We start from the raw sequence: 22,965 nt of genomic DNA, 5'->3' as shown, positions 1-22,965 counted from the left end.
TAATTTAGACTTACGTCCTTATAGCATCAAGGGTTAACGCGGATTTTACAAGAAATTAAAATAAAACTATTCTAACAATTCAAATAATACTTTCGGACGAGTTTTGGTAAAACTTGTAATTAACTAAAAAGCTGCTGTAAAGCGGAATATTTTAAGATTTTTCAAAAAATAATCAAATACGTCCCTGTATCTATTGTCACTAATAAACCATTTTTTATGCGTCCATTTCTTTAATTGTCCAAGAAGGGTCAAAAGTTGCATGTCCTGTCACGTTTAGTGCGGGTGTATGACGTGAATAGAAGCATAATATGAGATAGAATAAATGATAATAGAATGAACCAAATCAAAGCGAGGTGGCAGCATGAGCAAGCAGCAGAAAAGCGTGGATGATTACATCCAGGACGGTATTTACGGTGCAAAAGAAACTTTGCCCGATGAACGAAGAAAATATCTTGGTACGATCAGGGAACGAATTGAATTTGTTCTCTATCAGCATCAGGTTAGGGAAGAGACTGTTTATCCGGAAATTAAACAAGCTGCAAAGAACCATCCAAATCTCAAGCTTTTTTTAAATGGAAACATGAACTACCGTTTTTATTCAAAATATATTCAGCTGGCAGATGAGCACAAGCTGTCATATACCGTGGTGTCCAATAAAGAGCATAACGCTGAATATGGGCTTGTCCTGGCTCATCCTGATGCAGTGGAAAAAGCTGAGATCGAGCTGCCGAAAAGAAAAAAAGATAAAAAGAAAAAAGAAAAGACGTCATTCTTTAAACGATTATTTGGGTAGGGGCTTCTTAAAAAGAAAAAGCCTTCTCAAACAGTATCGCCCTCTTGTCTCCAGAAGATATGAGGAAGCGGAGAACAGGGGTATTTTACCAATAATAAGCACTGGCAGTCTGCATGTGGTTGCGGCATTTTTGTCGCAGCCTTTTTTATTTTTCAGATAAGCCGTGAGTCTGGTTAATTTGATGCTGAAGAACAAATTTACTTCTATTTAAATAGAAGCCCGTAAGAGATTGAGCAAATAATGCAGCCGAAAAGAGTTACTAAAATAGATCAGACATTATCCGGCTTGAATTTTTTCACCGTGCAGTTTGCCTTCTAAAGCGGCTTTTTGGTATGATAAACAGTATTGTGAGTGTTCGAACAATCGCGGAGGTGACTGACACAATGACAAAAATAACAACAGATGAAGTGAAGCACGTAGCCCACTTGGCGCGTCTTGCTATTACAGAACAGGAAGCGGAACAATTTGCTGAGCAGCTGGGGTCTATTATTACATTTGCTGAACAGCTGAATGAACTGGATACAGATCACGTAGAGCCTACAACACATGTTCTTGAGATGAAAAACATCATGCGTGAGGACAAGTCAACTGGCGGTCTTCCCCGTGAAGAAGTACTAAAAAACGCACCAGATCATCAGGATGGCCAAGTAAAAGTGCCGACGATTCTGGAATAGGGAGGGGAAACAGATGTCATTATTTGACCATAAACTGGCAGATCTTCAAGGCCAGCTAAATAAAAAAGAAATCACCGTTACAGATCTTGTGCGTGAATCCTACAAGCGAATTGCAGAGGTGGAGGAAAAGGTACAGGCTTTTGTTACGCTGGATGAAGAGCGTGCACTACTTCAGGCTGAAGAGCTTCAGTCCAAGGTTTCCTCAGATTCTAAGGGCATGCTGTTTGGAATGCCGATCGGAGTAAAAGACAATATTGTTACAAAAGGTCTCCGGACAACAGCGGCCAGTAAAATTCTTGGCAACTTTGATCCAATTTATAATGCTACAGTTGTGGATAAATTGCAGGCTGCTGATGCAATTACCATTGGGAAATTAAATATGGACGAATTTGCAATGGGATCTTCAACTGAAAATTCACACTGGGCCAAAACAAGAAATCCCTGGAATCTGGACACCGTTCCCGGCGGTTCTTCAGGAGGATCCGCTGCAGCAGTCGCAGCTGGCGAGGTTCCATTTTCTTTAGGATCTGATACAGGCGGTTCCATTCGGCAGCCGGCCTCTTTTTGCGGCGTTGTTGGTCTTAAGCCTACATATGGACGTGTTTCCCGTTTTGGATTAATCGCATTTGCTTCTTCTCTGGATCAGATTGGTCCGATCACGCGTAATGTTGAGGACAACGCTTATCTATTAGAAGCAATTGCCGGTCTGGATCCGAATGATTCCACGTCTGCCAATGTCAACGTACCGAATTACCGTGCAGCGTTAACAGGCGATATTAAAGGCTTGAAAGTGGCAGTCCCGAAAGAGTACCTCGGTGAAGGCGTCAGTGAAGAAGTAAGGGCATCTGTCCGAAAAGCGCTAAGCGTTCTTGAAGGACTTGGTGCTGATGTTCATGAAGTATCCCTGCCTCACTCTAAGTATGGTGTAGCGACGTATTATTTGCTTTCTTCTTCTGAAGCATCTGCGAATTTGGCCCGTTTTGACGGGATTCGTTACGGCTACCGGGCAGAAAATGCAGAAAACCTCATTGATTTGTATAAGAAAACACGATCTGAAGGGTTTGGCGATGAAGTGAAACGCCGGATTATGCTTGGAACGTATGCGTTAAGCTCAGGCTATTACGATGCGTACTATAAAAAAGCGCAGAAAGTCCGAACGCTAATCAAGCAGGACTTTGATCAGATCTTTGAGCAGTATGATGTGGTTGTTGGTCCGACTACACCTACACCATCCTTTAAAATTGGTGAAAAAATAGATGATCCTCTGACCATGTATGCCAATGATATTCTGACAATCCCCGTGAATCTTGCGGGCGTTCCCGGAATTTCAGTTCCTGCAGGGTTTTCATCGCAAGGTCTTCCACTTGGCCTTCAAATCATCGGGAAGCATTTTGATGAAAGCACTGTTTACAGAGTAGCTCATGCCTATGAGCAAGCAACAGATCATCATAAACAAAAACCGGGATTGTAGGAGGGAGAACGACCATGACGAACTTTGAAACGATCATTGGACTTGAAGTCCACGTAGAATTAAAAACAGATTCAAAAATGTTCTCGCCTGCGCCTGCTCATTTTGGTGCAGAACCAAACACGAACACGAATGTTATCGACCTTGGCTATCCGGGAGTACTTCCGGTTATTAACAAGCGTGCAGTTGAATGGGGTATGAAAGCAGCGATGGCGTTAAACTGTGAAATCGCTGAGAATACGAAATTCGACCGTAAAAACTACTTTTATCCGGATAATCCAAAGGCCTATCAAATCTCTCAATTTGATCAGCCGATCGGAGAACATGGCTGGGTAGAAATTGAAGTAGACGGCTACAAGAAGAAAATAGGCATCACACGCCTTCACCTTGAAGAAGACGCAGGCAAGCTGACTCACACAGATAAAGGCTACTCCCTTTGTGATTATAACCGTCAGGGAACACCTCTGATTGAAATTGTCTCAGAGCCCGATCTGCGAACACCTGCTGAAGCCTATGCCTATCTTGAAAAAATAAAATCTATTATTCAATATACAGGAGTGTCTGACTGCAAGATGGAAGAAGGCTCGCTGCGCTGTGATGCCAACATCTCCCTTCGTCCGATCGGTCAGGAAGAGTTTGGAACAAAAGCAGAGCTTAAAAACCTGAACTCCTTTAACTTTGTAAAGAAAGGGCTGGAGCACGAACAAATCCGTCAGGAAGAAGTGCTGCTGTCCGGGGGAGAAATCCAGCAGGAATCACGCCGCTTTGATGAATCGACAGGGAAAACGCTGCTGATGCGTGTCAAAGAGGGATCGGATGATTACCGCTACTTCCCTGAACCGGATCTTGTGTCGATGTTTATAGATGAAGAGTGGAGAGAAGAAGTCCGTGCTTCGATTCCTGAGCTTCCTGATGCCCGTAAAAAAAGGTATGTGGAGGAGCTTGGGCTGCCGGGCTATGATGCGATGGTGCTTACGCTGACAAAGGAAATGTCTGATTTCTTCGAGTTGACGCTTGAACAGGGAGCAGATGCAAAGCTTGCTTCAAACTGGCTCATGGGAGAGGTATCCGCCTACTTAAACGCAGGCCAGAAGGAATTGAAGGATGTCGCGTTAACACCACAAGGTTTAGCTGGAATGATAAAATTGATTGAAGATGGTACCATTTCTTCCAAGATTGCGAAAAAAGTGTTTAAAGAACTGATCGAAAATGGCGGAGACCCTAAGAAAATTGTAAAAGAAAAAGGGCTCGTGCAAATTTCGGATGAGGGCGAACTGTTAAAATTCGTAACGGACGTACTGGATGCAAATCCTCAGTCGATAGAAGACTTTAAAAATGGTAAAGACCGTGCCATTGGCTTTTTAGTAGGCCAGATTATGAAAGCTTCTAAAGGGCAGGCAAATCCGCCTATGGTCAATAAGCTTTTGAATCAGGAAATTCAGAAAAGATAGGAACAAAGCTAAAAAAATCAGTATAGGTGAGTTGCGGGGAAAGCGTCAGCCTTAAGCACAGCGAACCATTTAATAGACGCTGAGGCATAAATCAAAAAAGTTTAAAGAATAAAGAAGTATTTGTGAATAGTAAGAGGTGAGCGGAGCGGAAGGTGGCGACTCCTGCAGGATATGACGGCAAGCTGAGACTTTGAGGGGCGTAGCCCTGAAAAGGCTCAGCGGCGTCCCTGCGGAAAGCGTCCACCTGAAGAGAAGTGAACCGGTCAAAAAGCCTGAGACATTTTTTGTCTCAGGCTTTTTTTGAGCAAAATAATGGTAAAGATTCAACGGGTATGCCATTCTTAAAAGAAAATCCAGTCCATGAGGTGATTGATATGTCAGCATTAAATGAATGGTTTCAAAAAGGCTTAACGGTTGAGGAATACAGAGATCAGATGACTGCTCATAAAGAAAATATGGATGAAGTGAGCAGACAATTTTCCCTTCCTGACGATCAGGAGTTTTTCTCAGAGCTTGCTGCCCGTCATATACGCGCCATTGTGTTAACGGAAGATTGGTGCGGAGATGCCATGATGAATAATCCGGTTTTAATTGCGCTCGGAGAAGCTGCGGATGTGGAAGTGCGATTCCTTCTCCGTGATTCAAATCTGGAACTGATGGACCAGTACTTAACGGATGGAAGAGCGCGTTCGATTCCCATTTTTATTTTCATTGATGAAGAGGGCAGGGAAGTAGCCAAATGGGGGCCAAGAGCTAAAAAAGTGCAGAGCTTTGTAGATGAAGCAAGAAGTTCATTGCCTGCAAAGGATGACCCAGCCTTTAAGGATGGTCAGGACCTGCTCATTAAACACCTTACTTCAGCTTATGTGGAACGCAAGGATTTTTGGATGGAAGTATACGCCGAATTAAAACAGACACTTCAAACGACATAAGCTTATGCAAGAAGAAGGTGGAAATCTTTTTCCCCTCGCGTTATGATAGAGATGAGCTGGGATTCCGGCTTGTCTTTTTTTGGCGAAATAAAGGAATAAAGTTCAGCTTTCTGCAGCATAGAATGTATGTATATCCTGTGATTTCAGGCAGAACGGACTTTCACACCACGATCGTTAAGCGCCTTATTTTACAAAGAGTAGGATGAACCCTAATGAAAAGAGCCCGTATTATTTATAATCCAACATCAGGAAGAGAGCTGTTTAAACGGCATCTTCCCGAGGTATTGATGAAACTTGAACAAGCCGGCTATGAAACGTCCTGTCACGCAACGACAGCAGAAGGGGACGCCACCCTTGCAGCAGAGACCGCTGTCAAACGGGGATATGACCTTGTTATTGCAGCAGGCGGGGACGGCACGTTAAATGAAGTGGTCAATGGTTTAGCAGAGCAGCCGAACCGCCCCAAACTCGGCTTGATTCCGATGGGTACCACCAATGATTTTGCCCGCGCCCTTCATATTCCGCGCGATATTGAAAAAGCAGTTGATATTATAATTAAAGGGGAGACGATCCCCGTCGATCTTGGCCGAATGAACAATCGGTACTTTATTAATATCGCCGGGGGCGGACGTATCACTGAATTAACATACGAAGTACCAAGCAAACTGAAGACCATGCTGGGTCAGCTTGCGTATTACCTCAAAGGGATTGAAATGCTGCCTTCCTTTAAGCCTTCAGATGTCCGTATTGAATACGACGGAAAGGTTTTTGAAGGGGAGGTTATGATTTTTCTCGTTGGTCTGACGAATTCTGTAGGCGGATTTGAAAAGCTTGCACCGGATTCTTCGATCAACGACGGTCTGTTTACGCTGCTATTTTTAAAGAAAACAAACCTGGCAGAGACCATTCGCATCATTTCTCTTGCTTTACGTGGAGATCACTTGAACGATCCTCATCTTGTGTATGTAAAAGCGAACCATATAAAAGTAACAGCAAAAGAAAAGGTCCAGTTAAATCTGGATGGAGAATATGGCGGTCTTCTTCCCGCGGAATTTCAAAATCTTTACCGCCACCTGACCGTGTTTGCTCCTTTGGATCAGCTGAGAGAGCAGGATCGGGTAGAAGCGGATAAAACCGTAACCCTTAAAAACAGTTTGTATGAATAAAGTTTCAACTATCGCAGCACAAAAAAAGACCCGGCATAGGTCTTTTTTTGGTTTTATTGATAAAGCCATTCAACTGCATTGTCCTGATCAGCTGCCAGTTCACATTCTTTTACCGGCGTCCATTGAAATTGATAATGAAGACCGCCATCTTCTCCGTCTCCATCAACGACATATTCCCATTCGTCGCTTGTATCCGATGTTACTTCAAGATGAAAGAAGTTCCGTTCATAATATTTTTCCCTGTCTTCTGCATAGTACATGTATTTATGAAGCTTCCCCTGTAAACGGAGATCGTCCCGTTTTAAACCGGTTTCTTCCTCCACTTCGCGGTAAAGAGCATCAATCAGCAGCTCTGTATCTTCAACCGTTCCTCCAGGCACCTGCAAACCTGCCTCCGGGTAATCGCGATGAGTGAAGACGAGCAATTCTTTATGGCCTCCCTGTTCACGTGTAATATAGGCAAGTACTTTTCTTTTTACCATCGGTGACTGTCTCATGCTCATTCTCCTTTTTAGAATTTTTAGAATAAATTGAATATTTTATTTATTTTACACAATATTAAATCGAAAATCAAATTAGTTTTTCCGATACACTTATGTTGTGAATAAATTATACCCTTGTTCAGTCACCTGTAAACCTGTCAGAAAATCGCAGCAGCCGCAAAGATGTGCTAAAATGAAAGGTACGAATAAACGAGATCCTAGTGAAAAGGAAGAGTAGAATGTCAAAAAAATTAAGCGTCAACCCTTTGCCCGTTAAAAAAAATGATGTAATAGATGTTAACATAGAAGATTTAACCCATGAAGGTCACGGGGTTGGGAAAGTGGATGGCTACCCGCTTTTTATTCCAAATGCCCTAACAGGGGAGCTCGTGAAAGTGAAAGTCCTCAAAACGACTAAGAAGTTTGGGTTTGGACGCGTGATGGACTGGCATAAAAAAAGTCCAGACCGTGTTGAGCCGCCCTGCCCTGTGTACGACCGTTGCGGAGGCTGCCAGCTCCAGCATTTAAGCTATGAAGGCCAGCTTGCCGCCAAACAGAAACAGGTGCAGGATATAATGGCCCGGATCGGCAAGCTCCCTCACGTGCCGGTTCATCCAACGCTCGGCATGGAGGAGCCCTGGCGCTACCGCAATAAAAGCCAGGTTCCGGTTGGCTTAAGAGAGGGACGTGTGATCACCGGCTTTTATGCAAAACGGAGCCACGAAATTGTCGATGTGAATCAATGTATCATACAGGATCAGGTGAGCGACCAAGTGATGCAGCTTGTAAAAGAAAAAGCGAACGAACTTGGAATTCAGCCCTACGATGAAGCCACCCATAAGGGCGTACTGCGGCATGTGGTCATCCGCCGTGGCAGAACGTCAGGTGAAGTCATGGTTGTTCTGGTCACAAGAACGAAGAAGATACCATATGAAACAGAGTTAGTTGCCGCTTTAAAGGAACAGATCGAGGGACTGGCTTCCATTAATCATAATATCAATGCAGAAAAAACAAACGTCATTATGGGTGAGAGCAGCACCGTGCTGTGGGGAAGTGAAGTCATTTATGATTCAATAGGCGATATCCGCTTTGCCATTTCAGCACGCAGCTTTTATCAAATCAACCCTGTTCAAACTGAAGTGTTATATAAAAAAGCACTCGAATACGCGGAATTGACCGGGGAGGAATCGGTTGTCGATGCTTATTGCGGCATTGGAACCATCTCCCTATTCTTAGCTCAAAAAGCCAAGAAAGTGTACGGCGTGGAAATTGTGGAGCAGGCGATTGAAGATGCAAAAAAAAATGCCGAATTAAACGGCATTCACAATGCTGAATTCGAAGCAGGACCTGCAGAAGAAGTAATACCAGCATGGCATAAAGAAGGGAAGAAAGCAGACGTCATCGTCGTTGACCCGCCGCGTAAAGGCTGTGATGAAGCGCTGCTACAAACGATCCTTAAAATGAAGCCAAAACGCGTTGTTTATGTGTCCTGCAATCCCGGTACACTCGCCCGTGATCTTCGGGTTCTTGAAGATGGAGGCTATCACACGGTTGAGGTGCAGCCGGTGGATATGTTTCCACAGACGAGCCACGTGGAGTGCGTCTCGCAACTCATTTTAAAAGAAGGCAACTAACCCTTATGGGTGTTGCCTTTTTTGTTTGTTCAAACGGATAAAAAGTTGTAGTGAATTCGAATCTCATTGTCTTTATTGCAGGTTACCTTCTCAACCAAAGTATGCAATAGTTGAGGTGTTAAATCTTTCAAAAAGAGGAATTCTTTTAGTTTAGAACCTAGGTCTACAGCATAATTTTCGTTTGAACACTCTTCAAGTTTTTGTTGAAGTTCAGTTTTGGTGTTCACTAACTCAGAAATTTTCTGATCAGCCAATTTTCTAACATCCATAAATTCTTCCCTGCCAATGACCTGGTCAGCATAAAAATCGAGATAACTTTTCTTTCTTAACCGGCAGTCTTTTATTTCGTTCTCAACTATTGTTATCTCCTTTTGAATCGATAGTTTCTTCTTTTTGAGCTTATCCTGAATGTTTTTAATATAAGTATCATCTTGAATGCATTTGAATACTTGCTGTAAGTCTTCCAAAATAACGTGAATCAGCTCCTTTTCTCGAATAACAACTCTGTTACGACAAAATGCATCACTGTGCTTTAAATTTCCGCCGCATCTGTAACCTTTTTGATTTGCTCTATACCACATACCTTTGTGGCAATTTTCACAGTATAGTACATTTGTGAAAATGTGTTTTTTGGGTGCTGTAGATGTACGGGTTTTACCTTTTAGCAGCTTTGCTACGGTATCAAATGTCTCCTTAGAAATAATCGGTTCGTGTGTATTTTCTTGAGTAGTAACATTTTCCTCATCTACAACTCTCCTTTTAATTGAAGTTACAGAAATTGTTTCTGTTTGATTCTGGACAAGATCTCCGCAGTAATGTTTATTGTTTAAGATATTTTTGATGGTAGAAGAATGCCATAATGGTGAGGCATTTGTTTTCTTTGCGACCTGTGAAGGGGTAGGTATGTTATCTGCTGTAAGATTTTTGGCGATCGCTTCCATTCCATTTCCTTCGAGATATTCACTAAAGATTCGACGAACAATGTTCGGTGTATTATCGTTACGAATTTTAAGTTTACCGCCATCGCTGTAATATCCATAGGGCGGGTTAGAACCGACGAAAAGGCCTCGGCCTGCTTTGACTCTTTTAGCAGCTTTGTTTCGTCTGCTACTGTTTTCAGATTCACTTTCGTAAAGCCACGCATATAGTCCAAAGTTTTGTACATTACCCTTTATTGTATTGATGGAGTTATCCAGACAAATAATATGAATGTTGTTTGCCTGACAAATATCACGCAGCTCATAAGAAAGGCCCCCGTTACGTGCTAACCTTGAAAGCTCTTTTGCTAAAATTACATCAAAGAGACCTGCTTTTGCGTCTGCAATCAATGCTTTTAATCCCGGTCTGTTTCCTTTAGTCCCCGATTGTTTATCGGTATACGTTTTTACGATCTGCCAATCATTTTCAATAGCGTAACTATGGAACATATCAAGTTGGTTGCCAATTGATTTTTTTTGTGAATCCTGCTCTGTTGAAACACGAGCATATACTGCACATCTCATTACACGATCACCACCATTATAGATTCTGTACTGAGATGTTGGTGGGTTAGGTATAGTATTGACTGATTCACTTGTATTTAATGATTTAGTTAACGACAATTAATCTGCTCCTCAAAATAAATTTAGTTCTGTATAAATTTCGGTAATGTGACCATACTGTTAATAAAATTCGGTAGTTCACCTATATTGGTATACCAATGTGGGTAAATTACCGAACCACTTATAATGAAAACCCCTTATGATAGGGGATCTTAAGTGAAAATAACTTCTCCCATAAAATTGTAAAAACTCTGTTCGGTACTTTACCCACTGTTTAGATAAGGATTTCGATACTTTAACTACTTGGTGTCACTAAATCATCAAAGATATTTGACTTGAACATAATACGAGTCTGATGATCAGATGTCACTAGGATTTGGTCGACAAAATATAGAAGAATTAATCTTTGTTCAGGTCTTCCTAGATGATAGCTTAAAATATTCTGGAAGCGGAAAAAAAATTTATCCGTATTAACTAATTCATAAATATTAAATAAGTTCTTCTTGCATTTTTGATGATCGCATAGATTTTTCTCTGATTGCTCTAGCAAAGGAACTATAAGCAATTCTAATTCTCGGTCGCTAAGCTGTTTAGCAATTTCTATTTTTTTGTGTAAATCCTCGATATAGGATTTGATTTCTTGAATGGATTTATCTACATCACTAGTCGTTTTTTCAATGTATTGTAAAGCATTCTGCTTATTTTGACTTGATGAGGCCAGATTATGGACGTGGCTTAATACCTTTGGGAGTAGCTTTTCGTGAACTTCTTGAGCAGCTACTTTAAATTGACAGCTTTTACATACATAATATGGATAATGATATTTCACTCCATTTCTAGTAGTTGACCCATTCTGTGTTTTTAACACTTCATAACAAGTCTGGCATTTGATTTTATTTAAGAATAAAAAAGGTGTATCAAGTCTTCCATAATTTCTTTGCAATTTTTTGTTTTGCTGGTGTAGGTCCAAATAGAAAGAATTTACAATAGATTCGTGTGAATGTTTAAACTTAAATTCTTTTTGATCGTCTTTCAGTTTTGGTATATGCCATAGTAAATGCCCTGTATAAACAGTGTTTTTAAGGATCTTTTCTATTGAACTTGCTCCCCAGCTGATCCCTAGTGGAGATGGGATTTCAGCTTGATTTAATAAAAATGCTATCTTCTTGAATGAGTGTCCCCAACTATATAAGAAAAAGATAAATGATACGATCTCTGCATCTTCGTTTGGATATAACTTTTTATCTTTTTGAATGTAACCGTAAGGTATTTTTGAACCAGGTCTTATTGGATGTCCTTGAGTCAAGTCTTTAACTAAACTACTTACCGCTCTATCGGATTTCACTTCAGATTCGTGATGAAATAAAAGAAAATTCATCTTCATTTCCAAATCTTCTGGATCAATTGGGTCGGTTGATTTTGTTGTATAAACTGCGAGATTAGGTAATTTTTCACGCAATGGACGGTAAAAGTCTATTGTAAAAGAGTAACCTGTACGATCCATTCGCGATACGTCGTGAAATACAATAGTTGATATATTCATTTCAATCATTTTATCGCTTAGGTTCATCAACTGCTTTCGTTTATTTGCTGGCTTTGTATAGGCGCTGGTTACATCCTCTATGAATATAAACTCTTCTGGTATTGATAGGTTGTTACGGCTTGCAAACTCCAAAATATGTTGTTTTTGAATTTTCACACTATTGTTTTCTTGTTGTTTATAAGACGATCGACGAATGTATGCAAAAGCTAACTTCACAGAAAATCTTTCCCTTCTTGAACGTAATGGGGTTGAATATCAGTTAAGTATTCAAATTTTCGAATTGAAATATCTAATTCATTATGGTGAACGTGTATACTATCTATCACCATTGATCTAAGTAAAAAGGGATTCTTGTCTTTGCAAGCGTTCAAATGATTTTTCACTTCTATTGAGATTCGCTTATTATCAAGCATTGCTTCTTCGGCTAGACGAATCCTTTTTAAGAGAAGCACTTTTTGGTTACTTTCTTCAGAAAGCTTTTTATAAAGGGGGTCCGATCTAAAATTGACTAATTGAGTATTGTCAGCTATCAATCGTTTTAACGTACTGGTTTCTTTCTTTTTTAAGAGTTCTATCTCGGCTTCAATGAGTGCTTTGATATTTTTAATACACTTTTCTGAATCCTTATATAGTCGATCTATGTTGAGATGGTGCACTACCTTGTCTAGAGTATTTTGTACTGCGGAAGATAAGTCACTTATAGTAATCATTATTTTCTTATGATTTCGAGAACAGGTGTACCAGGCAGAGTGTGTAGCGGTTTCGTATTTAAAAGTCATATTGTTCCCGCATTTTCCACAGAACGGATGATAAGAATTAGAAGCCTTTAACTTTTCAATTTTCATAATATAGGATGATATGATCGGCTGAGCCTGCTGCATTTTTTCAAACTTCTCAAGTGATAAGTAGGGTGTAACGTGACCAAGTCCGTTTTTTCCTGAAGTTAAATCATATCCTGCATAAAAGGGGTCTAAAGAGATTTTAACTAGTTGCAGTGTAGTAGTTTTTAACAGTTTTTTATGACGATCTAACAGTTCATCCAATTCATCCACGGAAGATAAATTGGATAATTCAGAAAAATAATGATAAACAAGTTTCTCTTTACTAGGGTCCTTAATGTACTTTTTAGTATCTTTTTCTTTGAGGTACCCTAACTTCCTCGGTGGATATCTTTTCCTTGCTTCTTCAGTACGTCTAGCAATATTTTTGCCTTCTACATCTCCAACGATATTTAGAAAGCCTTCTAAAAGTGCATTATTAGTCGCCTGGTAACCTTTTTCAGGAGATGTGAAAATGAGATTTACGTTTTTCCTTTTACACAATACTCCGAAAAAAAGTGCTTCATAAAAATCTCGAAACAATCTGGATCGATCAAAAGCATAAATTGTTTCGACTTGGTAATTTTCGATCATACTAATAAGCTGTAGCATTTGAGGACGTTGATTAATTTTAAGCTTATTAGCTGATACTCCATTTTCGTTAATTATCACAATTTCGTTCTCGTGAAGATGCTCCCTATGAATTGCATCTGCCGATTCTTGTAAAGACATATCTTGTTTAGTTGTACTGACGCGCCGAAAAAAGACTTTATATTTTTTTGCATCCAGCAATTAAATATCTTCCTTTCTTTTAATAAGTGATCGATATAATAACTTAGCCTGCAACTGGTGAGGAATATCTAACTGTTCCACTATGATCCGTTGAACGAGATGTTCAATCCATTTGTCAGTCGCAGCATTATATTCAGAACCTGCTTTTAAGTGAATTTTTTTTCTCATATAACCACTCCTTCCCATATCATCTTTGACAGGGAGGAGCATTTTATACATTTTGATTAAAAGAGTGTGCTTAATTTCTTGATATTCCTTCAACATTGAAGTCTAATTCTAAACTCAATTGAACATATCTTTTCTCATCTTTATTCTTGATCAGTATTTTTATTGTTCCGATTTGCTCTCCAGGTAATTGCTTTTCAAAATTCTTTTTCATAATCGATCGTCCCAACTTCGAGATTCTATAAAACTATTCACAAGAAATGGAGATAGTTGTTCGGTTGCTTCGAGTTTTTTAATTGCTTCAAAGTTCTTCCTAGAAAGATATCTTAGGGGATTAGCAGATCCACCTTCACGAGAAATAAAGTCCAATTCATTGAAGCTCACGAACACTCACCTCCGATATTATTATTTGGTGAAGAATTATTTTGAGTCTTTACTTCTAGTGAATTTAATATATTTTCGGCTTCTACTGCCAAAAGATTTTTAATTAGATCATTTACATTTACAGCATTTTCTGGTGAAGCATAGCAACGAGTGATTTTCATTAATTTCTCTCCTAATGGTATGGAATATTTTTTTTCTTGAAAAAAAATAGAGCGTTAAAAATTCCGATCGGTACCCAGATCCAAGGATGCAAGTATGAAATGACATTATTGTTGCCGTTATGGATATGGGTATGTATTGTATTTTTTTTCTATCACAAGAAACAAATGGTGCGGTAAAATTTCAATCGGTACCCAGATCCAAGGATGCAAGTATGAAATTACATTATCGTTGCCGTTATGGATATGGGTATGTATTGTATTTTTTCCTTCCACAAAAAACAAATGGTGCGGTAAAATTTCACTAGTACCCAGATCCAAAGATGCAAGTGTGAAATTACATTATCGTTGCCGTTATGGATATGGGTATGTATTGTATTTTTTTCTTTCACAAAAAACAAATGGTGCGGTAAAATTTCAATCGGTACCCAGATCCAAAGATGCAAGCGTGAAATTACATTGTCGTTGCCGTTATGGATTTGGGTATGTATTGTATTTTTTTCTTCTTCAAAAAACAAATAGTGCGGTAAAAATGTTGATCGGTACCCAGACCAAAGATGCAAGTGCAGAATGAGATTATCGTTGCCGATTTGGAGATGGGTATGTATTGTATTTTTTTCTTCTTCAAAAAACAAATGGTGCGGTATAAATGTCGATCGGTACCAAGATCCAAAGAGGCAAGTGTGAGATGAAATTATCGTTAAGGGTTTGGAGAGGGAGATGTAAGATGTTTTAGAATTAAATATAAATATATTTTATTAAAAACATAATATCCAAGTTGTTACTAAAGACATTCCACTCTTGAAAGACTAAACATAACTGCACGAGAAGACGAAAAAGTAGATCTACCTAAACCCTAAGTAATCCACAATTGAGCTGTATTGCATATAAGGTTTCAACTGGGAAAGCATCATCTACAAAAGAATAGGACCTTCCATATGGAAGGTCCTAAAATAAAATATGTTCTACAAAAAAAAGAATGAGTGCGATTGTTGTAAATATAATTGCTTTGTTCAAATAGAGAAATTTTTTAAGAGCAATTTTTGATGTGAGGTGGATTTGTTTCATAAGATCCTCTTCAAACTGTTCTTCGCTTTGATTCTTTTTAATTTTATGAAAGTAATGCCACTGATCGTATTTAGCTACATCTCCAAAAAACCATAGACCAGGATGAGGGTTGTTTACCTTTGCTGTAATACCTTTTACAGAGAATAAAAACCCCGTAATTAAACATAAGAGATAAAAGACTATAATGAAAGTATTTAAATATTCACTTACACTCATTTCTTCGCTGGTTTTTATACTCGGTTCATTCCCAGTTAATATAAAGCCGTTAAACACTCCAATAAATGTTAAAATAATAGAGAGTTTAACATCAGCGTTATGAATCCATTGGCCATTATAATCAAGCTGTTTAAATAGTTTTTCGTTCTCCATTGGCAATCCCCTTTTTGCTACATTATAACATTTCAGGAGGTAATAAAATGGATTTATCAGAACTGAGAGATGAACTAAAGAAAGATACAGAGATTATAGTAAGCAGTGAATTTAATGTAGAGGTAAGGGATACTGCTTTTGTACCAACTTTAGAAACAGAAGGCATTACATATCCAAACTTAGATGAGAAAAGTATGAAAGCAAAACAAATCAAAACCTGTGTGTTATTTATAGATATGAGAAAATCTACCGATTTAAATTTAAAGCACAAACCAGAAACTTTGACTAAATTATATGGAGCTTTTATGAGATCTATGGTGAAGGCGGCACAACATTTCGGAGGAGAGGTCAGAAACATTATTGGGGATCGGATTATGGTAGTTTTTAACGAGAAAAACTCTTGTAGAAATGCACTCAATACTGCTGCATTATTAAACTCGGTGGGAATGAATGTGATATATCATTATTTTGAACACAATGACATTGAATTTGGAATTGGCGTGGATTTCGGAAGAATGTTGGTGTCTAAAGGTGGAATAATAAAAAATGGAGATAAGAACGCCCCTTATAAATCCTTAGTTTGGCTTGGGAAACCAGCAAACATAGCAAGTAAACTAACTGATTTGGCTAATAAATATAGCGAATCTCTGCATTTTTCTCTAGAAAATAAACTTTTGTTAGTTTCTTCTAACGATCACGACCAAACCACAAAAACAGTTTCATATAAAGATCTTGTTTCTGAGGAGTTTGAAAAAGGTACTGACGTGCAAATAATCGAAGATGAAGACATAGGAAAGTGGTACTTAGTATACGGCGAAATTACAAAAGGTTATTTCCCTATGATTAACCTATCTACAAATAAAGGTTCCTATAAGAAAACTCCCAAAATTTTAGTGACAGAAAAAGTACTTCAAGAACTAAAAGATAAAAACTTTGAGTATTATGAAAAGTTCGAGGAAATATGGAAGCCACAGAACAGTTTATTATTTCCCGATCATAACATTTTCGGGTCTAACCTAGAATACGCCCTATTTAAAGAATAATATAAAGAGCCTGATACAAATGTGTCTTAAGCTTCTAATTAATCTGCTATAGATCCAGGAGTAAGGGATCTCCAGCAACAGATGATTCTTTGGACCAATAATTAGTTATTAGTATTATTCTTTGCTAGTAGCTCTTAACGGAACGGGTTATGAGTAGAATATTGTCCTAGTGATTGGTTTGATAAATTATTTGTATTTTGAAACAAGATAATGTTCGTACGAATAAAAGTTACCTTTGGGATAATAAATTTTATTGGGTCCTTTTGACTCCATTCTTTTTTTGAAATCTGTTCTGTAAATATCTAAATTTTAGAACATAACGACCAAGGTGATTCTTTTTTACGTTTCTAACGAAATCTTAACGACTTATCTTGTTTGCTATCTAATCGTGCTATAGTATACCAAACTTTTAATTATCTATTCTTTTAGTAATTACTCTTTTATATCAGTATAAGTATTAGCCGAAAGTATACTTGATTATACGAAATAAAAAGGGGAAATTTTATGAGTAGACTTCAAACGATTGAAAATAGGCTGACAGAAATAAATGAAACAGTTTTTCAAGAATTATGTGATAGCTACTTAATTTTGCGAAATTCAAATTATGCATCTTTTGCAAGGACAGGAAGTCAAACAGGAAAACAAAAGACTATTAAGGGGACGCCAGATTCATTTTTTTTATTACCAGGTGGTAAATATATTTTTGTTGAATATTCTACAAACATTTCAGCAGGGGCAAAAAAATTAAGAGAGGATATTGAAAAGTGTCTTGATCAAGAGAAAACTGGTATTGCCATAGAAAGTATTAAAGAAATTGTATTATGTATGAATTTTAATTTAAAAAGTGATGACGTAAATCAATTAAATTCTTTTATAGAAGATAAAGATATAACATTAACATTGATTACTCTAGATTTACTTGCTCTGGAATTACACTTACAACATCGTGATTTAGTCCATCAATATTTAGATCTAGCATTCGATACGGGCCAGATTGTCTCCCTTGAATCATTTATTAAAGAATATAATAAAGCTTCGAATGGTATAGCGACACCGTTAGATAATTATTTTTTACATCGAGAAAAAGAAAAAAGTGAGTTGGGAGAGGCTATATATACATCTGATTTTGTGATATTAAATGGTGCCGCAGGCGTGGGGAAAACAAAATTAGCCATAGAAACAATAAAAGATTTACTCACAGAGCATAAAAATTACCAAGCATACTGTGTTTCTTATAAAAATTTCAATTTATTGCAAGACTTATATGATTATTTTGATCCTAATAAAGATTATATTTTATTTGTTGATGATGCTAATAGGATAGATGCTTTTAATCAAATATTAGGCTTTTATAAGACTGATAGAAAAGGTAAATTCAAAATAGTTATTACTGTAAGAGATTATGCTTTGAATGAGATAAAAAATTTATGTGGTAACTTATCTAAAACGGTATTGGATATCGAAAAACTTAAGGATGAACATATAGTAGATATCATAAAAGCTGAACCATTTAAAGTTTTTAATGAAGGATATCAGAATAAAATAATAGAAATAGCAGATGGTAATCCTAGACTAGCTATAATGTCGGCTTTGTTAGCAATTGAAAAACAGGATTTGTCTGTACTGCATAATGTTTCTGAGCTTTTTGAGAAATACTTTACAACTTTTATTAACGATAAAATAAATATAGAGAATAAAATTACTATCCAGTGCTTAGGAATAATTTCGTTTTTCCATATGCTCCCTTATAAAAATAGACAATTACTTGAGCCGATAATAAATGAATTCGACATCAATTATTATGAACTAGTAGAGACGATAGAAAAACTAGAAAAGTGGGAATTGGTAGAAATAAAATATGACTATGTGGTGGTGACTGAACAAAATATATCAAATTACTTTTTTTTCTTGGCTTTTATTGATAAGGAGTATTTATCTTTTAACCTCTTGCTTGAAAAATTTTATGCATCAAATGCAGAACGGTTTACAGATTGTGTAATTGCTGCGAACAATTCGTTTGGAGCAGAAAAAGTAATGGGGAAAGTAAGGCCATCACTTATATATTATTTAAATAGTCTAGTAAGCCCTGAACAAAGTTTAGAATTTTTAAAGGTTTTTTGGTTCTATTTGCAAAATGAAGCATTAGAATATTTATATGAAAAGATAATGGCATTGCCCAATGTAAATGTTCAAGAATACAATACATCTTATGATCAAAATCAATTTGCTTATAATAAAAATGAAGTAATTGAGTTAATGGGGAATTATTTTAAATTTATCCCAATGGAATTAAAAAGTAGCATTGAACTAAGTTTAGAATTCGTTAGAAGACAACCTCATCATTTACCGGAGTTAATACACAAATTTCGTGAAACCTTTTCATTTGAAATGGAAGATGAACGTTTTGGTTATTACAGACAGCTAACATTGTTCGAGTTATTAATAAATAGAGTAAAAAAAGGAGATAATTTATATTCTGTAACATTTTATGAATTAGCTAAAACTTTTCTAAAATTTACTTTTGAAGTTGTTAAAGCTTCAAGAGGGGATAAAATTACATTTTATAAATATGAATTATCTAATATAGAAAAGTTGCAATTGTTTAGAAGAAATATATGGGATACTGTAATTAATCAATTCGATATAAATAATATAATGAGTTTAGATTTATTAGTATTTTATTGTGAAGAGTATACGGAGAATAAAGATATTGTTTCTTTTGATAAAGAATATATCCTAATCTTAATTGAGAAGCTAGATCCAGGTGTTTTTGAACATTGTTTATTTGTACAAAAGTATTTAAAGTTCTTAAACAGGAATTCAATAACAGATTTTAAGATGGATACACTTAAAGCTAAATATAGAAATGAACTTTATGAAATGTATTTAAGAATAGATTGGGATAGAATTCGTGATAAAGATATGTATAATTTTGATGACTATAAAAAGTACGAGGAATTAAAGGAACAAGAAATACGGAATTCGTTCTTGTTGCAATCTACAGAAGAAGTATCAACTTTCTTTGAAGATTATATGTACCTAATTGGTTTTATAAAGAATACTTGGAATCAAAATAAGGTGTTAGATATCATTGTTGATGAAAACTTCAATCACAATAGTCAAATTGGACACACACTGCTAGAGTTAATAATTGAGAATAATAGTGATTTAAATTATGTTCCTTTCTTAGTGTTTAAAAATCACTTAAATAAATCGAATCTAATAAAAGAATTTCTCAATCTACTAGAAAAAGAATCATTCAATTGCAGTTTAAGATGGGTGGTTGCTTTTTATGAAAACATAGACGCGGCATATTTGGAAACAAAGCTAGTTGATCGATTCATTGAATTAATAAAGAATACAGATGAAACTGTATATATTTATTTAGGAAATTTATCACATTTACAAAATATAAAAGAAGATTTTTATAAAGATCTATTAGAAACAGTAACTATAGAAAATAGAGAAAGACTTAATAAAGTACGAATTGAAGGTAGAGACGATTCTTTGCTCTCATATCTGGACTCTATTAATTTTGAAACCATAAAGGAAATGTATATCCAACAATATTTTTTTGACTCCTATTTTGATTATGAGGGTAAAATATTGAAGTATATCTTAAGTAGAGACCCAGACTATTTACTTGAACTTACTGACAAACTTTATTCCGAAGAAGATAGGAAATTCAAAAAAGAAATGGGATTAGGAATTATTTGGGAAATTGAAAATATAGAGAATTCCTTAGAAAAGGTTTTTGATTATACTTTAGATAAAGAACTGTACTTTGGTATAGCTAAGCATTTTTGTAATGTGTTTTTTAATGATATAGAAAATAGAAATTTAGTTCGTGCTAAAGAATTTATATTAAATTATGTAAAAAAGCATCATCAAAATATTAAAAAAATGAATGTGATTATGGATATAATTCATAATACGAGAAATGAATGGTTTTATGATGTAGTTAAAACTTTTGTAAATAACAATCAAGACTCAAATGTTTTCTCCAAGATTTGGTGGTTGAAAAGAAGTAGAAGTTTAAGTGGAGATAAGTTATTTAGCGATTTAGAGGCCAATGATTGGAGACAAATATTAAATATAATAAATGAAATCGACTTGGGAATAAAATTAATACCTATAAAAAGATATGTAGCAACTGAAATGGAACAAAAAATACAATATGCAGAGGAAGAAAGGAAACGCAAGTTTTTAAGAGGAAATTGAGAGACTGTGGTGTTGATGAATGTGCTAGCCTTTTTACGGAAAAAGACTCCTGCATAATGGGCAGGGGTCTTTATTTTGCAAAATTTAGTTTTGATGGTAAAACAAATAAAACTTATCTAATGTGAAGTGAAAATCAGTTCCGTCGTTCTTATATTTCGAGTAATTTTTAAAAACTTCCTTGAATTGAAATACTTCATTGTGATAAACCTCAATACGCAGGTCGTTTTTTCTTCTGAAGTCTTCTAATAGGGACAACAGAGATGAATAACAAGGTAGTTTTATAGCGGATGCTGCTTTTCGGGGTGAGAGTTTAAATTGTTTTGTAAAAGCCTAATAGCAAATTTTAATTTTAACCAATATGAAAAAAGTTTTAATCGAAAACATATTGAAGATAAATTGGAAGTCGAAGAAATATTTAAAAACTTAGTGTTATATTCCAAACTAATCATTCAAAGTTCTTTTTAACGGATAATTTTGAGTTCATTGGTTCTGCTAAATTTAGTTTCAATAGGAAAAGTTTAGTCTCTATCACTATATTTATACGAACATTGTTTCTTTAGCCAAACTTTCATAGTGAAGTTCTGTTAATTGTGATTGAAGGTAGTCATCATTCAATAGTTTTAAAAATAACTTTTTTGAATTCTTTGTTTTTAACTTTATTCTGGTTTTATCATCATTATACTCAAATTTACCCTTTAAAGTAGGGAAACTGTCCACAAATTTAATTATTGTCTCAGTTGAAACATTATTAAGCACAGGAGAGCTAGATTCTATTTTTGCAAGTTTACGAGCATAAGTAAGATCTTGTATCATTTCTCTAATGGATTCATTTTCATCAATCAAATTTGCTTTTTCAATCTTATCTACCGCTTTTTCAGCAGTGATTTTTATTATATCGTGAAAATTGAAATATTTCTCTAATATATTTAAATTTCTAATATATAATTCATCGTTTAATTGAAAAAAATCAAAATCAGGATAAATTCTTATTATATCTTCCGACATTTCTTTAAATCTAGTTTCATTTCCCCATTTTATTAAAGGGACTCCACGACTATCTCTTTTATACAAATTGATAGGAAAATTTCGTTTATAAGATATTAAGGTGTTTCCATTTAGATGATTTAATATTACTATTCCAGTAACATCCTCCAATCGGTCATTATTAAATGAAAATAAAGGGAAGTCTTCCTTATTGTTTATATCATTTAAGATGTTAAGCCCTTTTGGTATTTCCCCTAAATCATATTTGAATAGTACGTTTTTTCTTTCATCATAATTAGTAATAGGCAGAAAGCTAAGCTCTTCATTACTTAAGATTCTAGTATTTAGATTTTTAATAAACTCATCTTTCAAGCTTGTTTGTGCAGAACCCTCAATGTCTGCTCGTTTTATAATATCTCCAGCATCACTCTTTAATATAAAAAATATTTCTGAAATCAATTCTGTATTATGATCAATAAAAACTTTAATGTTGTCTACTAACTCTTGTTTATTCATTGGATTGTCCTCACATAATATATATTTTCATCAATTTTTCTGTAACTAACTTTTTGATTAGCCAAAAGGTCTTCTCTAGAAATTAAAATTATATTAGTTCGATTTTCTGTTCTAAATATTGCATCAACTTTGTATATTCGATAACCGAGAATTGCTAATGTTGGGTTCGAATAGAACAAATGAGTTTTTAAATAAATCGCTCCGATCGCAATAAGTAAAATAACTAGTACTACCAAATATTTCAGCTTACTTAAATCAAAAGCTATCAAAGGAATTATATAAGTTGATAGAAATGTTAAATGTTCGTAATTCTTATTTTCTATATTGGTTATAACAATAGGAGTTTGCTCACTACCAGAAATTTTAAACTTAAATCTAAAAAAACAAATAACTCCAAGCACTAAGAAAAAAAGAGCAAATAAAGGAATTACGTTTAAAATAAATAAGTTTTTTAATCCTAAAAAATTACAATTCCCATTTAAGCAAATAGGTATATTTATGGTAACAATAAAAATTAATAAAAAAAGTAGCCAAAGGGAAATTATATAGAGTTCTATCTTGTCCCAATTGTTTTTTAACAAATCTATCACCGTATTCTTCTTTTAATTTAATTATAACAAATTTTTTGTGATTTTATAACTTAATAAGAGTATTATGGATTTAAAGGAAATAAATACTTTTACCGTATTTATATAATCCATCGAAATTAGAGTAGTAATTACAATGATGAATAAACCTATTGACTAGTAAATTATTAATGATT

Annotated in this window: 19 protein-coding genes; 9 read left to right on the top strand and 10 right to left on the bottom strand. The window is 35.7% G+C overall.

The genetic code is table 11. The annotated features are described in order from the left end of the window. Window positions 1–361 precede the first annotated feature (361 nt). The 6 genes from ACQCT8_RS16780 to ACQCT8_RS16755 all read left to right on the top strand — a co-directional run bounded on the left by ACQCT8_RS16780 (window position 362) and on the right by ACQCT8_RS16755 (window position 6,484). Window positions 362–793, top strand: coding sequence for a YueI family protein (locus tag ACQCT8_RS16780; protein WP_426873027.1), 432 nt, complete (start codon window positions 362–364; stop codon window positions 791–793). Window positions 794–1,176: 383 nt separating this feature from the next. Beyond that, on the top strand, window positions 1,177–1,467 hold the full coding sequence (gatC, locus tag ACQCT8_RS16775; protein ID WP_278242300.1) for an Asp-tRNA(Asn)/Glu-tRNA(Gln) amidotransferase subunit GatC: 291 nt from the start codon (window positions 1,177–1,179) through the stop codon (window positions 1,465–1,467). Between the two features lie 13 nt (window positions 1,468–1,480). Further along, window positions 1,481–2,938 (top strand): Asp-tRNA(Asn)/Glu-tRNA(Gln) amidotransferase subunit GatA, encoded by a 1,458-nt coding sequence (gene gatA, locus ACQCT8_RS16770; protein WP_426873024.1) that lies wholly within the window; start codon window positions 1,481–1,483, stop codon window positions 2,936–2,938. Between the two features lie 14 nt (window positions 2,939–2,952). Further along, entirely contained in the window at window positions 2,953–4,386 is a 1,434-nt protein-coding gene (gene gatB, locus ACQCT8_RS16765; protein ID WP_426873022.1) for an Asp-tRNA(Asn)/Glu-tRNA(Gln) amidotransferase subunit GatB, read from the top strand. A 374-nt stretch (window positions 4,387–4,760) separates the two neighbouring features. Next, window positions 4,761–5,318 carry a thioredoxin family protein gene (locus tag ACQCT8_RS16760; protein WP_426873020.1) on the top strand — a complete coding sequence of 186 codons (558 nt, stop codon included), beginning with the start codon at window positions 4,761–4,763 and terminating at the stop codon, window positions 5,316–5,318. A gap of 212 nt (window positions 5,319–5,530) precedes the next feature. Beyond that, window positions 5,531–6,484 carry a diacylglycerol kinase gene (locus ACQCT8_RS16755; protein WP_426873018.1) on the top strand — a complete coding sequence of 318 codons (954 nt, stop codon included), beginning with the start codon at window positions 5,531–5,533 and terminating at the stop codon, window positions 6,482–6,484. Window positions 6,485–6,537: 53 nt separating this feature from the next. Here the strand turns inward: ACQCT8_RS16755 and ACQCT8_RS16750 are convergent, their stop codons facing one another. Next, window positions 6,538–6,981: an NUDIX hydrolase gene (locus ACQCT8_RS16750; RefSeq protein WP_426873016.1), complete on the bottom strand. Its 444-nt coding sequence runs from the start codon at window positions 6,979–6,981 to the stop codon at window positions 6,538–6,540. A 224-nt stretch (window positions 6,982–7,205) separates the two neighbouring features. Between ACQCT8_RS16750 and rlmD the strand changes: the two genes are divergently transcribed. Next, window positions 7,206–8,600, top strand: coding sequence for a 23S rRNA (uracil(1939)-C(5))-methyltransferase RlmD (gene rlmD, locus ACQCT8_RS16745; RefSeq protein WP_426873014.1), 1,395 nt, complete (start codon window positions 7,206–7,208; stop codon window positions 8,598–8,600). A 29-nt stretch (window positions 8,601–8,629) separates the two neighbouring features. On the opposite strand, the gene ACQCT8_RS16740 is transcribed toward rlmD, so the two are convergent. The 7 genes from ACQCT8_RS16740 to ACQCT8_RS16710 all read right to left on the bottom strand — a co-directional run bounded on the left by ACQCT8_RS16740 (window position 8,630) and on the right by ACQCT8_RS16710 (window position 15,438). Further along, complete coding sequence (locus tag ACQCT8_RS16740) at window positions 8,630–10,201, bottom strand: recombinase family protein (protein WP_426873012.1); 1,572 nt, start codon at window positions 10,199–10,201, stop codon at window positions 8,630–8,632. 235 nt (window positions 10,202–10,436) lie between these two features. Then, a complete protein-coding gene (locus ACQCT8_RS16735; protein ID WP_426873010.1) occupies window positions 10,437–11,900 on the bottom strand; it encodes a recombinase family protein in 1,464 nt (487 codons plus the stop codon). Then, window positions 11,897–13,294 (bottom strand): recombinase family protein, encoded by a 1,398-nt coding sequence (locus ACQCT8_RS16730; protein ID WP_426873008.1) that lies wholly within the window; start codon window positions 13,292–13,294, stop codon window positions 11,897–11,899. Before ACQCT8_RS16730 ends, ACQCT8_RS16735 begins: the two co-directional genes overlap by 4 nt. Beyond that, window positions 13,295–13,462 (bottom strand): hypothetical protein, encoded by a 168-nt coding sequence (locus ACQCT8_RS16725; protein WP_426873006.1) that lies wholly within the window; start codon window positions 13,460–13,462, stop codon window positions 13,295–13,297. Window positions 13,463–13,532: 70 nt separating this feature from the next. After that, window positions 13,533–13,673, bottom strand: coding sequence for a hypothetical protein (locus tag ACQCT8_RS16720; RefSeq protein ID WP_426873004.1), 141 nt, complete (start codon window positions 13,671–13,673; stop codon window positions 13,533–13,535). Between the two features lie 166 nt (window positions 13,674–13,839). After that, a complete protein-coding gene (locus ACQCT8_RS16715; protein WP_426873002.1) occupies window positions 13,840–14,004 on the bottom strand; it encodes a hypothetical protein in 165 nt (54 codons plus the stop codon). Between the two features lie 945 nt (window positions 14,005–14,949). Then, window positions 14,950–15,438, bottom strand: coding sequence for a Pycsar system effector family protein (locus ACQCT8_RS16710; RefSeq protein WP_426873000.1), 489 nt, complete (start codon window positions 15,436–15,438; stop codon window positions 14,950–14,952). A gap of 47 nt (window positions 15,439–15,485) precedes the next feature. Between ACQCT8_RS16710 and ACQCT8_RS16705 the strand changes: the two genes are divergently transcribed. Further along, window positions 15,486–16,481: an adenylate/guanylate cyclase domain-containing protein gene (locus ACQCT8_RS16705; protein ID WP_426872998.1), complete on the top strand. Its 996-nt coding sequence runs from the start codon at window positions 15,486–15,488 to the stop codon at window positions 16,479–16,481. Between the two features lie 504 nt (window positions 16,482–16,985). Then, the gene (locus ACQCT8_RS16700) at window positions 16,986–20,702 is read left to right on the top strand and encodes a hypothetical protein (RefSeq protein ID WP_426872996.1); all 3,717 of its coding nucleotides are present in this window, start codon (window positions 16,986–16,988) and stop codon (window positions 20,700–20,702) included. A gap of 537 nt (window positions 20,703–21,239) precedes the next feature. Here the strand turns inward: ACQCT8_RS16700 and kwaB are convergent. Continuing rightward, window positions 21,240–22,202 (bottom strand): anti-phage protein KwaB, encoded by a 963-nt coding sequence (gene kwaB, locus ACQCT8_RS16695; RefSeq protein WP_426872994.1) that lies wholly within the window; start codon window positions 22,200–22,202, stop codon window positions 21,240–21,242. After that, window positions 22,199–22,792: an anti-phage protein KwaA gene (kwaA, locus tag ACQCT8_RS16690; protein ID WP_426872992.1), complete on the bottom strand. Its 594-nt coding sequence runs from the start codon at window positions 22,790–22,792 to the stop codon at window positions 22,199–22,201. Before kwaA ends, kwaB begins: the two co-directional genes overlap by 4 nt. Window positions 22,793–22,965 lie beyond the last annotated feature (173 nt).

Origin of the sequence: Jeotgalibacillus proteolyticus (genome assembly GCF_050107735.1) — a bacterium.
In the GTDB taxonomy this organism is placed as follows: domain Bacteria; phylum Bacillota; class Bacilli; order Bacillales; family Jeotgalibacillaceae; genus Jeotgalibacillus; species Jeotgalibacillus proteolyticus_A.
Note: the sequence above shows the minus strand (reverse complement) of the source record. Positions and strands in the feature narration are given on the sequence as shown.

What these genes read in the sequence shown, in the direction of transcription:
- ACQCT8_RS16700 (WP_426872996.1), top strand. Translation starts at nt 16,986, where the DNA reads ATGAGTAGACTTCAAACGATTGAAAATAGGCTGACAGAAATAAATGAA.
- gatC (WP_278242300.1), top strand. Translation starts at nt 1,177, where the DNA reads ATGACAAAAATAACAACAGATGAAGTGAAGCACGTAGCCCACTTGGCG.
- gatB (WP_426873022.1), top strand. Translation starts at nt 2,953, where the DNA reads ATGACGAACTTTGAAACGATCATTGGACTTGAAGTCCACGTAGAATTA.
- ACQCT8_RS16720 (WP_426873004.1), bottom strand. Translation starts at nt 13,673, where the DNA reads ATGAAAAAGAATTTTGAAAAGCAATTACCTGGAGAGCAAATCGGAACA.
- ACQCT8_RS16750 (WP_426873016.1), bottom strand. Translation starts at nt 6,981, where the DNA reads ATGAGACAGTCACCGATGGTAAAAAGAAAAGTACTTGCCTATATTACA.
- ACQCT8_RS16710 (WP_426873000.1), bottom strand. Translation starts at nt 15,438, where the DNA reads ATGGAGAACGAAAAACTATTTAAACAGCTTGATTATAATGGCCAATGG.
- ACQCT8_RS16705 (WP_426872998.1), top strand. Translation starts at nt 15,486, where the DNA reads ATGGATTTATCAGAACTGAGAGATGAACTAAAGAAAGATACAGAGATT.
- kwaB (WP_426872994.1), bottom strand. Translation starts at nt 22,202, where the DNA reads ATGAATAAACAAGAGTTAGTAGACAACATTAAAGTTTTTATTGATCAT.
- ACQCT8_RS16725 (WP_426873006.1), bottom strand. Translation starts at nt 13,462, where the DNA reads ATGAGAAAAAAAATTCACTTAAAAGCAGGTTCTGAATATAATGCTGCG.
- gatA (WP_426873024.1), top strand. Translation starts at nt 1,481, where the DNA reads ATGTCATTATTTGACCATAAACTGGCAGATCTTCAAGGCCAGCTAAAT.
- ACQCT8_RS16780 (WP_426873027.1), top strand. Translation starts at nt 362, where the DNA reads ATGAGCAAGCAGCAGAAAAGCGTGGATGATTACATCCAGGACGGTATT.
- ACQCT8_RS16755 (WP_426873018.1), top strand. Translation starts at nt 5,531, where the DNA reads ATGAAAAGAGCCCGTATTATTTATAATCCAACATCAGGAAGAGAGCTG.
- ACQCT8_RS16715 (WP_426873002.1), bottom strand. Translation starts at nt 14,004, where the DNA reads ATGAAAATCACTCGTTGCTATGCTTCACCAGAAAATGCTGTAAATGTA.
- ACQCT8_RS16760 (WP_426873020.1), top strand. Translation starts at nt 4,761, where the DNA reads ATGTCAGCATTAAATGAATGGTTTCAAAAAGGCTTAACGGTTGAGGAA.
- rlmD (WP_426873014.1), top strand. Translation starts at nt 7,206, where the DNA reads ATGTCAAAAAAATTAAGCGTCAACCCTTTGCCCGTTAAAAAAAATGAT.